Here is a 15,326-nt window from a genome sequence, read left to right as displayed (position 1 = left end):
TGGAAATGATGAAAAATATCCTAAGAAAAATTACGCGAAACATAAGTGAAGTATTAGATTTTCAGGCCCGGGTTTGGGTCGTAAACGTTTATGCTGGAGAACACAAAGGCGAATCTTACGTTGTAAACGAAGACAGCTTTTCCGAGCCATTGCAATGGATGAAAAAGAAAGGTTATCACACATCCATGCTGCGCCTGGTTGAATCGATGAAGCGCTCTCAAATCATTGAGTTCGATTTAGGTCACGTCAAACACCGCCTGATGCGTGTGAAATAGCACAAAGTAAAACGCCACTCAAACTGAGTGGCGCAAGCACTTTTTACCTTCAGCACCTCGCATTACGGCGCGGTATCAATCTCAACAGGCAAGTAATGCTTCGGTTCTAGTTTGAACAGTTCAGGTAATACGGTACCAATGGAAATGGAAGACCATGTACCTGATAACACACCAATAAACATCGCTATTGAGAAACCCGCTAGCGGGGCTCCCCCCATAATCCATAGTGCACCAACAGTAATCATTGTTGTGCCTGAAGTCACCATCGTTCTAGAGAACGTCGCGATGACAGCCTGGTCATTGATGTCTTCCATTTTCCAACTTTGTTTCGCGATCAGTAGCTCACGAATTCGATCTGAAATGATGATCGAATCATTCAATGAGTAGCCTAAAATTGCCAATACGGCAGCAAAAACCGTTAAGTTGAATTCCATTTGGGTAACGGCAAAGAAGCCGAGGACGACAATTACGTCATGAGCCAGAGCAAATACAGAGCCACTCGCTAAGCGCCATTCAAAACGGAAACACAAGTAACCAAGGATGCTCAGCACACAAATCAATAGTGCTAAACCGCCTTGATCAAACAAATCCTGACCAACTTGAGCACCAACAATACTGTTGCTAACGACATCAACTTGATGTGAAACTGGCTTTAATACCTCTTCCACACTCGGCAGAGTTTGTCCTTCTTCTGGGGCGGAGTAGCGAATAAGCCAACGACCATCTTCACCTGTGCGGGTGACAGAGGTTGATTCACCAAGTTTTGGTTGTAGTGCATCAAGCAGATCGTGGTTGGTTAACGACTTATCGACTTTCACTTCTGTCACCATACCACCAGTAAAATCCAAGCCTAGGTTCAACCCTTTAAAGCCCAGAGCACCAAGTGCGATCACCGTCAAAACGATAGAAACTAGCGTAGTAAAGTGGCGAATTTTACGAATATTTTGTTTTAGCATTTCGACCATGATTAAACCCTCACATCACGACGGGCATCTCGGCCCCAAATTAAATTGATCATTGCTCGAGAGGCAAATACGCCTGTAAACATACTGGTTAACAAACCTAATCCGAGTGTTAAGGCAAAACCTTGGATTGGACCGTTACCGATGGCGTATAAAATCACGGCGGTGATCATGGTAGTAATGTTGGCATCAAGGATGGTCGAGAACGCGCTATCAAAGCCCAGATCAATCGCTTGAGCGAAACTGCGGCCTTCACGCATTTTGTCCTTAATACGTTCGAAGATAATAACGTTGGTGTCCACTGCCATACCAACGGTTAACACCAACCCTGCAATACCTGGAAGCGTTAGCACCGCACCTGGTAACAAGGCAATTAAGCCAAGCAAACAAAGCATGTTTGCACAAAGCGCCACGTTCGCCACCCAACCTAAGCGGCGGTACCAAAGGGCCATAAAGGTCAGTGTTAACCCCATACCCAAAGCAAGTGCCGCAAAGCCATTTTCAATGTTTTCAGCTCCCAAAGAAGCACCAATAGTGCGCTCTTCTACGATAGTAACCGGGGCTGTTAGCGACCCCGCACGAAGTAATAGCGCTAACTGCTGCGCTTCGTCCATGCTGCCAGCGCCGGTAATACGGAATTGGCTACCAAGTTGAGATTGAATAGTCGCAACGCTGATAACGCGCTCGCTGCGCTCCGTTACGCCACGATCGTTTGTCTTGTATTCGCGGTAAACCGTCGCCATTGGCTTGCCAATATGCGTTGCAGAGAAATCACTCATCTTTTTACCGCCCGCGTGGTCAAGCGAGATGTTAACTTCTGACATACCCATATTGTCGACGCCTGCACGAGCATTAACAATGTGCTCACCCGTTAGGACTGGTCGTTTCTCCAGAATAACAGTTCGGCCATCGTTATCTTTCAGCACAAGATCTTGGCCGCTTCGCGCTTGGCTTGCATCTTTCACTTCGTAGAATGCCAAACTCGCAGTGGCACCAATAACGTTTTTCGCTTGTGCCGGGTCTTGTACACCTGGGAGCTCAATACGAATGCTGTCTTTACCCTGACGCTGAACTAATGCTTCCGTAATGCCTAGCTCTTCAATACGACCACGCATAATCTTCAAGTTTTGTTGCAATGTCGTTGATTGGAACTCTTGAATATTCTGCTCACTTGGCTCAAGAACAAAACCGCGCGACGAGCTTTTCACCACCCAACCTGGATAGTTTTGACGCAAGAATTTGTTTACTTCAGCTAGGGCGGTATCACTCTCACTGTATACCGCAATGCGGTTACCACTTTCTGCGCGAATTTGTACACCACGCACGCGCTGATCTCGCAGGCTTGCTTTGATCTCATCGATCAAAGCATTACGTTGCTCCTCAAATGCTTTATTTACGTCGACATTCAAAAGGAACTGTACCCCACCGCGAAGGTCAAGACCGAGTTTGATTGGGCTAAAACCCATCTCATTCAGCCACTCTGGAGCAACAGACACATATGAGAAGGTAATGCTGTCTTCTTTATTTAGCTCATTGTTTAGTAACGCACGAGCTTTGCTTTGCGCATTTTCATCATCGAATACAATGGTTGTTTTGCCATCTTTTTCGATGATTTTGTCTGCTGAGATGTGATTGGTTTTCAGTAGTTGATTCAACTGAACAACCGACATTTCACTGCTGTTTTGGTTTGAAAACGTTAGCTGGATCGATGGTTGCTCACCGAACCAAGTCGGAATCGCGCTTAACGTTAAGATAATGACCGTCGTGATTAATACGACATATTTCCAAGCTGAATAGTGATTCATCAGCTTTCTGTTCTTTTGCTGCTTTGCTGTTTTTTTCATGTAAACATCATCCCTTCACTACGAAGTGAAGCTTTTAATAACAAGGCTTAACACACGACAGATGCCCCCAGAAAAAAATTCAGGGTATGAAATGCTCAGGACGGTTACGCCCTGTTGAATACAATCGTCGTGTTAAGAGTGCACAATGGTGCAAATAGATGGTGTTTAGGCAGAAAATTGACTATTGAGTGCGACGTACATTGCGTTGGTCTCTTTCCAACCAGAAATGCGATGATCGCTTGTGAAATGATAAAAAGTGTACTGGTTTTGACGCCAATTGATATCCATCAGGCTGTAGGCATAACCTGCGTCAGCATAGAAAGGCGTGTTTAGGTCACCAATAACGTCAACATGCTCATCATCGAGGCCTTCACGTAAGTGAGAAACCCAACGTTGAGTGTTAAATAGGGCTAGCGTATCGAGTCTTGCGTGACTTTCAGAAATCGGAGACTGCGTCGTTTCTTCTGAGACTTCAGAAAAATTGATTGAGGTATTTGCAAAAGCAATACTCGCAACAAATGGTTGCAGCTTAGAAAAGTAAGGTAAATGAGCTTTCTGATCGATTTGCGCAGCAAAAACATGCGCTGGTAGCAATACCATCGCAAGCAGCATAAAAAGCAATTTTTTCAAGCAAATCTGAGACATAAGAACTCACTAAAAACAAAACGAGTCGAGTTTTTTCACTCAACTCGATGATAGTATTCCTATTAATTATGGTTAACAACTAAAAAGTTATAAATCTCTAGAGGCTTTAAACTAAAGGCGCTCTGTTAGCGGTAAAAGATATCGCCTTTATCGACATCTAAATAGATTTTGTTTTCTTGCTCCAAACCACCACAATAAATGAAGTACACATTGCGCTTGTCATAAGTAACCGAACGAACCCAGCCGCCGAGCTCTTCAAAATCACTCGGATCACAGGTTTCATCGTCTAACAATTGCTGTGTTTTCTTGCGGAAGATGTCCAAGTGAACTTTTAAATCATCCGACTTCTGCAAATATCCATCCAGTATTTCTAAACGCTCTTGTTCTTTAATAACTGGCTCTGCATCAGATAATCCCTCGGCATTCAACCACTCAGCTTTTTCTTCACCGCCCTCTTCATAAACAAGGTAACCAGAGATTCGATACCAACCATCCACTTTTTCTAACACCGATACTTTTTCTCCCTTATAGAGCGTATCGACAACCAAAGCATTAGCATTTGGCTTATTGTAAACATTGATTCGACGCTCAATGACATAGTATTCGGTCACTTCAGGAGGGGAGGTTTCTAAATCCAGAACCGGTTTGGATATTTCTTCTTCCACTGGCGCTTGCTCCACTTGCGCAGCTTTTGGCGCCTCAGGTTCATCTTTCTGCATAAAGAAGAAATAGTATCCAGCACCCGCCCCACCGAGCAACAGTATGACAATCAATGCGATGAGAATTTTCTTCATGTACTTTTCCTTTTCATTCTTTGTTCTTATCTCACCGGCAACACGCATGTCGCGGAAATTTGGGTATATACTCAAAAGGGTCGGTCAACTAACGCGAGCAATAATGATCAACAAACTCAATTGGATACTGTTGCTTCTTCTGTTCCCCATAATGGGGCACGCCAATATTCAATGTAACCCGTCGTCGTGGAATGACAATCTTACCCAATTCAATCGTTTAGAGTCCAATTACAATAAGCATGTTGAGGTATTCAATGCACTTTTAGCCGAACATAAGCAGCGCCAGTTATTGTCCCAAACCTTTTCCCTACATGAACTCGTGTCACTTTGGCGCGCCCGCTCGAACCAAAATGCGTTCAAAACTCAATTAAAAGCCTCGATTCAATATAAAGAAGAACTCACGACTAAAGCTAATGAGTTGATTAAATTGAGCACACAATCTCAATGGTCAGCAAATGGATGGAAGAAACTTGCCCAAAAGTGCCGTGAGTCAAACGAAACTGCCAATCAAATCACTGCGGAGTGGTATAACACCAACGCTTTGCAACTTACCGAGGATTACAAACGCCTTTCTTCACAGTACCAAGCACTAGCGCAACTCTATGATAAAGAAGCGAGATCGCTTCAATACGCTCAAGATGTTTCGAGGTAAAAATCGAGCCCGTTTTGAAAAGACGATGTCGGGTTTTCACTCCAATATTGGACGTTATTCGTGCTTTAATTCCCTCTTTTAGTGATCCCAACGTTATATGTAAAAAATGGGACTGTTCCCTTTTACAAACTTGACTAAACCATGACCAAGAGAGGCAACTTATAGAGACATACGTCACAATAATGCTTTACTTATGGCCAATTTTTGGTTAATTTACCCATTAATAAAATTTAATAAAAAGTCACATTTGGCTGGAGATGATGCTACAACCATGGTTATCAATCGATTAAGTAACAGGGACTGTCCTAATGCTACCAAAGCCAAGTTTTTGTCAGTAGTTAGGCACGTAAAAGAGTTTGGTTCAATCAGTGATTTGGACCTTTGTAAAATCTTCGGAGAAACAATTTGGAGTGATGGGAGGGAATACCATTCAGCTGCGTTCTCATTCAAGGTTGATAGATACACAGGTAACTGTGAAATCTCACAATACAAGCACCAATAAGGCTTAAGAATTTATAAGGCGGAGTCAGGAAACTGATTCCGCTTTTTTGATCATCGCAATCGTAAAGTCATGATCGGAATAACCCTCGATCAATTGTGCGTCTGGACATAGCCATCGGCAATAGCGTAACACCCCAAGTTTATTATGCGATGCGAGCATTCTCATGCTCGGCAGCTTTTCTTCATCCAATAAGTTAAACACGCACCCTCTCTCTGCGGCCCGGTACATTTTCTCGATCATCTCAATGGTATGATTTGGATTCGCGGATTGATAATTTAATGATCCAGAAGCAAAGACATAATCACTACGGGGCAATACCAACGTTGAAAAGTCACCGCATACGAACTCACTTTGAGTACGAAAGTCCCGCTTTCTGGCCTCAGAGATAAACTGTTTTTGCTGATCAATGCCAATATAACTTTGGGGGCGCAGATTGTTGAACTCAATAAACGCTAATAAGTCTCCGTAGCCACACCCAATATCTAAAAGACTTGAACCGTCTAACGTTAACCCACGGCACAAGGCTTCAAATCGACTGATTTGGCTGTACTTATCCCTCCATCCCAGCGTTCGCGCTCTGTCTGTACCGAACTGTCGGTATCGCTTTCGGTGATAGTGAGCAATCTTAAGTCTATCGAGAAATTTCATCTTTCTTATGCATAAATCGGCAAGCTTCCATTTCCTTTCACTTGTCTAATCGCCAAGTGCGTATGGATATCTTTTACGTTTTCTAATCGTTGTAGCTTTCTAGTGAATGTTTCATAACCAGCGAGATCTTTGCTGACCACTTCTAACAAATAATCATAAGCCCCTGATACAACATGGCACGAGATCACTTCGTCCATTTCAACAACAGCATGTTCAAATTCATCAATCGAAGAAGCTTGGTGGTTGTTCAAACTGACTTCAACAAATACGGTCATCGCAATACCCACCGTGTCTCTGGACACAATGGCTCGATAACCGCTAATTACGCCCTCCTGCTCTAAACGCTTAATGCGTCTTGCACAAGGTGATGCCGACAATCCTACTTTGTCAGCGAGCTCTGCCGTAGTCAGGGTCGCATCCTTCTGCATCAAGTTGATCAGTTGCCTGTCAATTTTGTCCATTTGCCCTTCCATGCCAATAATCACTAACAATTAACATTTATACGCGCTTTATCACCAACATCAAGCTTAATTACGTCAAACTTTGCCTCCCTTTGGCACGAGTTTTATTCAACAATTAACACATCATTTACAAATGGACATGCCGACAATGATATTGGGATACGCAGCTATATTAACGACCTTACTGCTTTGGTCTGGTTTCTTTATTTCTTTAAAAGGGGGCGCAATTTCTAACTTGCAGCCAGCCGATATCGCGTTAGTTCGCTTTCTAATCCCAAGTTTAATTTTATTACCATTTGTGATTAAGCATAAGCAGGCGCTTCGCGTCGTGCCTAAACGCTACCTAACTGGTGTTGTGGTAGGGAGTGGCCTGCCCTACCTGCTGGTCGTCGGCACAGCTATGCACTTCGCTCCCGTGGCGCACGGCAGTGCATTAGTACCTGGCACTTTGCCATTATTTGTTTCTGCTATCGCGGTGTTGTGCTATCAACAGTCGCTGAGTGCTCACCGCTTAATCGGGCTTTCTACGGTGCTGTTAGGGATTTTCGTATTTCTTCTTTCTAATAGCGGTGCAGAGTACAACTGGTCTCAATTACAAGGCCACATCCTGTTTCTAACCGGTAGCATTATGTGGGCAGTTTTCACCATCAGTGCTCGTGTTGCTAACCTTAATGCGCATGTCTGTGCTGGATTCGTTGCAATCGCGTCTTTGGCACTGCTCATCATTGCGGTTGGCTTCGGATGGGTAGATAGTTACCTAGCGATAACGCCGATCAGTCAGTGGCCGTGGGAAGAATTATTTGGCCACGCGATGTTGCAAGGTGTCGGCGCAGGCTTAATCGCCTCTTTTACCTTTATCTATGCAATCCGAATTATTGGCGCCGAAGCCAGTGCTGCTTTTGGGTCATTAACTCCAGTCGTCGCGACACTTCTTGCCGTTCCAATTTTTGGTGAACAACCAGATTCACTGACTTGGTTAGCGCTGATGCTGGTAACCTGCGGCAGTATTGTGGCAAGCCAAATCTTTATGAAAGATGGAATGAGCCAAACTTATCGCCCACCACTTCACAGATAGCGATTATTTTACAAAAACTTTTGTCCTACTATCTTGAATAACAAAATGGCGTTTTGATAGCCTCGATTTAACCAATAATTAAAACGCCAATGTAATGCCTGCCACTCATACTAAAGATGAACTGCATAGATTCCTCAAACCGGGAATGAAACTTTCGACTAATTTCGAGTTTGGGCCTAAGGACCAGTATACGTATTCCACCACCTATCTTGGGATGAAAGAGAACGCGTATTTGATTCTTGATATACCGATGCGTTTGCTTGAAGAGCAAGTGATGAGAAAGCTCCCAAACGCCGATGTCATCGTGCGTGGTGTATCAGATACGGAGTTAGGCCATGTCATTGCATTTAAATCCAGTGTTCTAACAACTGCGGTTCGTCCTTCGCCCCTTTTATTTATTCGAATTCCAGGAACATTTGCAACCAAACCAGTCCGGGAACACGAACGATATAAGCTGCAAATGGATTGTAAGATTGTTCACGCGGGGAATGTTTACGACGGTAGCCTTATCGACTTCTCACTGGCAGGTATTGGTATCTCAACCTTTATAGAGCCTGAATTCAACGTTGGTGAAAGTGTCACTATCGACTCTTCTCTAAGTCACTATATCGGAGAAGAAAATCGGTGTGTCATTGCCAACATTAAGAAGTTGGTGAAAGGCTGGGTAATAGGAATTAAGTTTGAAAGCCCAATAGCGATGAGTCACGAGCTAAAAACAGAGTTACTGGAGCAGTCCTTTCTAACCAGTAACGTCTGAACTTACTGCTGGCTAAAGCGCGTCGCCTCAAAGCTGTTGAGCACTCTGTGCACCGCATAGGTCACGAGCAGAGTGACAACAATAGCAAACAAAATACTACTCACGCGATACAGCGCGCTGAACATTAAATCGCCATCCGGAGTAAGGTATTGGCCAAATAAAATACCTAATGTAGTTAATCCGCCAAACCCAGCTCCTGACCCACTAGACTCTTTTACATGCATATAGCTGAACATCATCGCGCCAATCCACAGCAATGGGACGATAAACAGCAAGGTATCCGACCAATCGTATAGTACGAGCTGCCCAGCAATACCAAAGGTTACCCCCATCAAGGTCCCCATTGCTCTTTTGCGCGCATACCCTAAAGCACCGTTCCAATGCATAGGAAACAATAAAAGCAAGGTTGTCGCCTGAGCGGACATAGAATCACTGAGGTCAAATAGCTGGAATACAAGGAAAGACATTGTAGCGATGCTCGCCCCCATAAGGGCTTCATGACGCATGCGGTGACTCTGTTTAGGCTGAGATGGTTTTGCCGGTGGCTGACGAGGCTCTGCATCAGGGATCAAAAATGTCACGACGTAGGCCACGATCACTGAAATAACATTCGCTTGTAGGTTGCTGAATATCAGATCATTTAAGTCGGTTGTTGGATAACTCGCAAAATGCAGCATGATGCTCAAGCTCAGCACGCTATTTGCCCCAAACAGGAATAAGCTCCCTTTTGACATACAGGCGAACTTATACAAAAACAACCCGAAGGCGATTATCGTCATCATGCCAGGATGTCCACCAAATAGCCCACCAAGAATACCGACCTCCAATCCGCATACGACCGCTGAAAAAATCAGCTGTCGTGCAGCATGCAGGCTCATGACTGGTACCATTCCAAGTAACAACATCGGTGTTACGGTAAAAAATACGCCATAATTCCAGCCAAAGACCTTACATAAGGTGAAGCCAATGGTCGCGCCAGTTGCAATGCGCAAACACTGACGGAAGTCGTTTTCCGACATGGGATGATCCCATAACTTCATGTCGCCTCCCCGTTAATAAATGTAATGAAGAAGACTCAAAAATCGGATCTGACATCTCGCTAACCAGCCAGATAACGAGTTTTCTGGCAACAGTTGCACAGTCGCACGTGCCCCGGCCGGAAATGCGCGCTGTTGAGGCTCATCGATAGCTAAATGTAAACGTAAACGCTGCGCGTCTCTCACCCAACGGTTTGAGTCAGTCGGTGTCGCTAAGCGGCCATCTGCATCAAACTGGCCTGAGCTTACCCCTGCATCCACACTCGTAATACGAGCTTCAAATACATCACCTGGCAAGCTATCAAAGGCCACTAACGCCCGACTGTTCTGATTGAAGTGTCGCAGACTCTTTTCACGAAAGTCGGCAATAATATCCACGTCATCCGAGACTAAAGCCACAAGAGGCGTACCAGCTGCCGCATAGGCACCCGTTTCCAGCTGCAAGTTAGCGACAACGCCATCATGCTCAGCAATTACTTGAGTGTAAGACAGATTAAGTTCCGCTTGTTTTAGCTGGTTTTGTGCCACGCGGATATTTACATTCGTTGCACCTAAATCGCCTCGGTTTACTTCCAACTCTTTTAAACGAGCGCGCGCGGCCAGTAAGTTTGCTCTGGCTGCCGTTGCACTACTTTGTGCGTCGTCACGCTGTTGTTGCGAGGTGCCATTGCGATGAAACAATGTATCAAGACGTTTGGCTTCGCGAACTTTTTGCTCGGCGACAATTTTGCTCGCTTCAACGTCCGCTTTTGCCGCTGCAATAGAGGCATCAAGCTGTTCATTATTTTGAATCACACGCTCAAGGTTAAGTTGAGCCTTTTCTACGGCGAGCTGATAAGGCTGTGGATCAATCTGGAATAGTAGATCGCCTTGGCTTATTTCTTGGTTGTTGGCAACATAAAGATGCGTAATCTGTCCACTCACACGGGGAGCTACTTTAGTTACCACTCGCGTTGCCATTGCCTGAGGCGTCAATGGCATGGCGAGATCTGCGACTAGAAAATAGGCAAAGACAAGGACAAACGCGACGCAAGAATACTTGATCCAACGTGCGAATTTTTGATCTGGAGTCATAGGCGTTTACTTCTCTTTTAATTCGGGTTTCTGACTTATTCGCTAAGTGAATCAAGTGCATTGTGAGCAATCTGATCTAGGATCAATGAAAGCTTTTGAAGCTCCTGGTCATTGATTTCCGTCAGTAGCTTGCTCCGTACTTGAAGAATTCGAGTCTCCATTTGCTTGAGTAGGGTTTTACCTTCTTCTGTAAGGCTAACAATGCGTGCTCGCTTGTCATGCTCACTGCAATGGCGAGTGATCAGAGATTGCTCTTCTAATAGCTTTAATGTGCGCATCAGCGATGCCAACTCAATCTCAAGCGCTTCAGCCAAATGCTTCTGACTAACGTTGTCGCCCATTCGATAAAGTTTCCATAACGCAGTCCAACGCGGGTACGTCAGGTTTAAAGGCTCCAACTCGCGATCTGCAACCATTTTCCACAAACGGGCAACGCGAGATAACTTTTCAGCCAGAGAAAGGTCGCGCAAACTGTTGATGTCTTGAATCATAAGATCTACTCAATTACTTAGCTTGCTAAGTAATATAAAATAGTTAGCACGCTAAGTAAATAAGTTTTTGTGATTTAAATCACATAGAATATGCCATTGTGGAACAAGTTTGCGTAACTCAACGTAGTACTTGGGTTGAATAGTAGTGATATACGACACTAAAGGTGATATCAGCACTCCTGGCTTATCAACAAGTGAAGCATTGAGATACAAAAAAGCACAACCCTAAGTTATGGCGTTGTGCTTTTCGGTTTAGTGAACGATTGAATTATCAATTAAGGCTCATAGCGAATGAGTTCATCACGTTCGTTCAATTAAGAATCGCTGCTTGAAGTCAACAAAGGCTTCATGCAGCGCATTTTCTTTAATCGGTTTGAGCAATACGTAATTCGCGCCCGCCTCCATAAACGCATCACTGGTTTCTTTCGCCGTATCGGCAGTACAAGCATAAATTGGCGTGCCTAACTTCAGCTTCTGTCGGATCTCTTTGGTTGTTTCAACTCCTCCAAGATGCGGCAGTTGGTTGTCCATCAAAATCAAATCGTAAGTATGATCTTTTAAGAACTCCATCGCTTCCAATCCATCTTTTGCCCAATCAACCTGCATTTTGTACTTGTTACAAAATGCTTCGAGAATGAAGGCATTAGTATGGTTATCTTCTACCAACAGTACTTTTAGACTCTCTGCGAATAACTCACCAGGTTTAACTCTCAAGCTTGAATCAAGAGGGGTGAGCACTCGCTCACGATCTTTCACTGGCATTGTAATAACAAAGGTCGTGCCTAAACCTTTTTGACTACGTACTTGAACGTCACCTTCCAGCATATCGACGAGGCTTTTCACAATGGTCAGTCCCAAACCACTGCCACCGTATTCTCGAGTGGTCGTTGCTTCCTCTTGAACGAAAGGCTCGAACATTTGGTCAAGCTTATCGGGCTCTATGCCGATGCCCGTATCCGTGATTTCCACTACCAACACACTATTTTCTGCGCCGTAGAACTGCTCCAGTTCAGCATGCAAGCGTACGCTGCCCGAGGGGGTAAACTTGACTGAGTTACTGACTAAGTTAAATAAAATTTGGTTCAGACGAACTTGGTCAGTAAAGATTTCAACATTGGGATCAATCTTGTTTTCAATGACGAGGTTAACGCCTTTATTTTCGCAAATTGGACGATAAATGTTTTCTAACGTTCGAATCGTGTCAGTGAACGAAAACGGGTGCTTTTGAATATTAAACTTACCCTGCTCAATCTTCGAAAAATCCAAAATATCATTCAAAACAGCAAGTAAGTGCTCACCACTATGTCGAAGTACGTCAATTTGGTTATTCTGTTCTTCCGTTTCGACCGAGTCTTTTAATAATTGAGCAACTCCTAGAATGCCATTGATTGGCGTTCGGATTTCATGGCTCATTTTAGCCAGAAAATCGGCACGTGCTTGGGCGGATTTTTCTGCCTCTTTACGTGCCAAGTTACTTTGTTTTTCCGCTTCAATAAGCGTCGTAATATCCTGACCTTGAACAATGATACCGCTGATATCACCGTCAACTCGAATCGGCGATAAGTTCCAGCGATATACCTTGTCTCCAATTGGTACATTGACGCCAGTTAACGTGGCTCCTTGAGCTGCCATTCGCAGGTGCGGCATCAACTTTTCTTTGAAGCCTTTAAACACTGGGTGCATAGTTTCAATGTCGTTTTCCATGACCAATTCTTTGCGGGCTGCCGGATTGATTTGGATGAGTACGCCAGACTCTGACCACACCATAATCGGCGATAACGCAAAGTTAAACAGATCGCGGAATGAACGCTTTTGCGCTTCCAGCTCTTCAAAGGTGTTTTCTAGTGTCGAACCAATATGATCGAACTCCTCGATATCCGACCCGCCAAATCGTTCGAACCCTTTTTCTTCACGAGCCGAACGAGTGTATGCCATCAACGAGCCAAGCTCTTCGACGACTCGATTCTCAATCCACTCTTTGGTCATCAACGCAATCATCACCATCCCGATAACCGAAGCCAGCATCGCCAAAAGGTGCTGGATTTGCAGCGTCACAACACTCTGATTGTCTTGCACGGTTAGTAAACACAAATCCGTCGTGGCAGCATTGACTTCGATAGGGGTTTTAATGATCAACAACTGGTCAAGCTTTTGCTGAGACTCGCGCCGCTTCAGAACATCAAATATTTTGTACGCTTCATCTCCGACTAGTGAGCTGGCTAGTGGCGTATCGTTGGCCACCAAAACAACATTATCAACGTTCCCTTCGTTTTTTAGTCTTTCCATCAACCCGAAGTTGTTATCTAGAACAACAACATTGTAAGAATACCCCATCACTTCACCGGTTTTAGGTTGTAAAACCGGCACACGACGCAGTAACAGATGGCGAGTTCCCATTGGGGTATGTGAAGGGAGGTAATACCAATTGTTGCTAAAAGTCACTTGGCTCGCGAGGCCATTGAGAATCAAGTTATTGATGCCATAGAAATGCGCATTCCCATCGTCCCAAATAATGCCTTGATGATCGGTGAGAAAGCGAAATTCTGGCGTATGAGAAGGATCACTCTGGTCAATACTCATGAAAAAGTAATTGAGAGCTTCTTCATCCCGTTCTGTATAAAAATCTAAAACAACATCACTCTTCGAGTTGCTGTTGTGATGAATCTGAATCGCAGCAAAATGGCTATCAAAAATATTAAGAATCAGCGCTGACGTCTGTTGCTTAGTTCTATCCACTTCTTGCCAAATAATTTGCTTCGAGAAGTAATAACTCTGAACGAAGATGCCTAAAATGATCGGAGCAAGTACGAGAATGATTATTTTCGTAATAAGCGTCGACAATGAGCGACGCTTTCTTGTTTTTGATGTAGTTGTCATCAATTGTCTGAGTATCTAAATGCGCGTTTTCTTAATGCTTCAATTATTTCTGGAGAATCAGATTTCGTGACGACTTCAAAATCACCAGAATAAACGGTTGGAACGGGTTTCCCTTCAAGATCCCACTTAATCGCTTCTGCCATTGCAATGCCAGTATCATCGTTCATACGCATAACAGTAACGTCTAACTCCCCTTTCGAAAGCGCTTCTAATTCTGCAGAGCCGCCACCCCAGCCATTGATCATGACATCATCACGCCCTAACTCTTTCAACGCATCAACAGCACCTAGCGCAACATCTGTAGAACACGCATAAATAAAATCGACGTCAGGGTATTTTTCCAAACTCGCTTTTGCTGCTTCGTACCCAGACTGCTTTGTCGCTTTAGTATAGTAAGCAGATTGTAGTTCAAAGTTGTTATCACGGTTGACTTGATTGATAAAGGTATTGCCTCTGATATCGCTGATATATCCTTCTGAAAAGTAGAGCACACTATAATGGCTCTGTTTTGGAAAACGCTTACCAAACTCCACGGCAAGCTCACGGCTGCCTTCAGCATGATCAAAACCAACATAAAGGAACGGTTGGTGATCCTCCCAATCTCTTACCGGTGTAGTGATATTTTGTAAGATCAACTTGGTTTTCTTTGAGTCTAAGGCGTGTTCAACAAACTTACGATGCCTAGTGGTATCGAGAGTGAAAATCAGATAATCGGAGTTGCTCTTCAGCGCTTCCATTAAAGACAAACTTTGTTGCTTAATATCTGCGTTGGGACGGGTAAATACTTGATTAAGTTGATAGTCGATATCGAGTTTATCTAAACGCTGTTCAAATGCGTCGATATTTCGAATCCAATAATCCGAAATCTGTTGACCTGGATAAACCACAGAAATTTTTAACGGACGCTTTTTGTCTCTTTCAACCGGAACAGGAGTCTCTCGCACGGCGTCAGCCAACGCATTCGTTAACTGCTTCTGTTCTGGAAACTGGTCTAAAAATTCTTGATACGCCCAATACCCATTGAGGACTTGAGTGGCTTGCGCTATCGGCGCGACAGTGGCCATTGACATCAGGGAGAATACTAACGCTTTTTTCATCTACTGCTCTTTTAGCTTTTTATGAGCCTAATTCAGCTCTATTCGTTACCTAGCCGAGTCATCCTTTACTCTTGTAATCTACCTTCCTCTGAGTGCCTGTTTCAATAATAAATTGGTTCTTAGTCTGAGTTGGAA

15 protein-coding genes are annotated in these 15,326 nt (G+C 44.1%); 4 read left to right on the top strand and 11 right to left on the bottom strand.

The window, feature by feature from the left end:
• Positions 1 to 8 precede the first annotated feature (8 nt).
• A complete protein-coding gene (locus LIX84_RS01690) occupies positions 9 to 275 on the top strand; it encodes a hypothetical protein (protein WP_012842361.1) in 267 nt (88 codons plus the stop codon).
• Positions 276 to 337: 62 nt separating this feature from the next.
• Here the strand turns inward: LIX84_RS01690 and secF are convergent, their stop codons facing one another.
• The 4 genes from secF to LIX84_RS01670 form a co-directional block, all read right to left on the bottom strand.
• Entirely contained in the window at positions 338 to 1,240 is a 903-nt protein-coding gene (gene secF / locus LIX84_RS01685; protein ID WP_226420452.1) for a protein translocase subunit SecF, read from the bottom strand.
• A gap of 2 nt (positions 1,241 to 1,242) precedes the next feature.
• Positions 1,243 to 3,081 carry a protein translocase subunit SecD gene (gene secD, locus LIX84_RS01680; RefSeq protein WP_226420451.1) on the bottom strand — a complete coding sequence of 613 codons (1,839 nt, stop codon included), beginning with the start codon at positions 3,079 to 3,081 and terminating at the stop codon, positions 1,243 to 1,245.
• A 165-nt stretch (positions 3,082 to 3,246) separates the two neighbouring features.
• Positions 3,247 to 3,726 carry a hypothetical protein gene (locus LIX84_RS01675; protein ID WP_226420450.1) on the bottom strand — a complete coding sequence of 160 codons (480 nt, stop codon included), beginning with the start codon at positions 3,724 to 3,726 and terminating at the stop codon, positions 3,247 to 3,249.
• A gap of 125 nt (positions 3,727 to 3,851) precedes the next feature.
• On the bottom strand, positions 3,852 to 4,520 hold the full coding sequence (locus tag LIX84_RS01670) for an SH3 domain-containing protein (protein ID WP_226420449.1): 669 nt from the start codon (positions 4,518 to 4,520) through the stop codon (positions 3,852 to 3,854).
• Between the two features lie 103 nt (positions 4,521 to 4,623).
• Here LIX84_RS01670 and LIX84_RS01665 point away from each other — a divergent pair, with 103 nt between their 5' ends.
• Complete coding sequence (locus LIX84_RS01665; protein WP_226420829.1) at positions 4,624 to 5,172, top strand: ATPase; 549 nt, start codon at positions 4,624 to 4,626, stop codon at positions 5,170 to 5,172.
• Positions 5,173 to 5,698: 526 nt separating this feature from the next.
• On the opposite strand, the gene LIX84_RS01660 is transcribed toward LIX84_RS01665, so the two are convergent.
• Entirely contained in the window at positions 5,699 to 6,322 is a 624-nt protein-coding gene (locus LIX84_RS01660; protein ID WP_109168968.1) for a class I SAM-dependent methyltransferase, read from the bottom strand.
• Between the two features lie 5 nt (positions 6,323 to 6,327).
• Complete coding sequence (locus LIX84_RS01655; RefSeq protein ID WP_031780652.1) at positions 6,328 to 6,783, bottom strand: Lrp/AsnC family transcriptional regulator; 456 nt, start codon at positions 6,781 to 6,783, stop codon at positions 6,328 to 6,330.
• Between the two features lie 148 nt (positions 6,784 to 6,931).
• On the opposite strand from LIX84_RS01655, the gene LIX84_RS01650 reads away from it, so the two are divergent.
• Complete coding sequence (locus LIX84_RS01650; protein ID WP_047008123.1) at positions 6,932 to 7,858, top strand: DMT family transporter; 927 nt, start codon at positions 6,932 to 6,934, stop codon at positions 7,856 to 7,858.
• 94 nt (positions 7,859 to 7,952) lie between these two features.
• Positions 7,953 to 8,615 (top strand): flagellar brake domain-containing protein, encoded by a 663-nt coding sequence (locus LIX84_RS01645; protein ID WP_065646235.1) that lies wholly within the window; start codon positions 7,953 to 7,955, stop codon positions 8,613 to 8,615.
• Positions 8,616 to 8,617: 2 nt separating this feature from the next.
• Here LIX84_RS01645 and LIX84_RS01640 read toward each other — a convergent pair whose 3' ends face one another.
• The 5 genes from LIX84_RS01640 to LIX84_RS01620 form a co-directional block, all read right to left on the bottom strand.
• Positions 8,618 to 9,655, bottom strand: a complete 1,038-nt coding sequence (locus LIX84_RS01640; RefSeq protein WP_046875880.1) for a DUF2955 domain-containing protein — start codon at positions 9,653 to 9,655, stop codon at positions 8,618 to 8,620.
• Between the two features lie 12 nt (positions 9,656 to 9,667).
• Positions 9,668 to 10,726, bottom strand: a complete 1,059-nt coding sequence (locus LIX84_RS01635; RefSeq protein WP_053807920.1) for an HlyD family secretion protein — start codon at positions 10,724 to 10,726, stop codon at positions 9,668 to 9,670.
• 35 nt (positions 10,727 to 10,761) lie between these two features.
• The gene (locus LIX84_RS01630; protein ID WP_005397727.1) at positions 10,762 to 11,217 is read right to left on the bottom strand and encodes a MarR family transcriptional regulator; all 456 of its coding nucleotides are present in this window, start codon (positions 11,215 to 11,217) and stop codon (positions 10,762 to 10,764) included.
• Between the two features lie 300 nt (positions 11,218 to 11,517).
• Positions 11,518 to 14,094, bottom strand: a complete 2,577-nt coding sequence (luxQ, locus tag LIX84_RS01625) for a quorum-sensing autoinducer 2 sensor kinase/phosphatase LuxQ (RefSeq protein WP_226420448.1) — start codon at positions 14,092 to 14,094, stop codon at positions 11,518 to 11,520.
• The gene (locus tag LIX84_RS01620; protein ID WP_226420447.1) at positions 14,094 to 15,191 is read right to left on the bottom strand and encodes an autoinducer 2-binding periplasmic protein LuxP; all 1,098 of its coding nucleotides are present in this window, start codon (positions 15,189 to 15,191) and stop codon (positions 14,094 to 14,096) included. Before LIX84_RS01620 ends, luxQ begins: the two co-directional genes overlap by 1 nt.
• Positions 15,192 to 15,326: the final 135 nt, after the last annotated feature.

It is taken from the genome of Vibrio sp. E14, from assembly GCF_020515785.1.
Taxonomy (GTDB): Bacteria; Pseudomonadota; Gammaproteobacteria; order Enterobacterales; family Vibrionaceae; genus Vibrio; species Vibrio diabolicus.
This window is presented reverse-complemented; position numbering and strand designations above follow the sequence as displayed.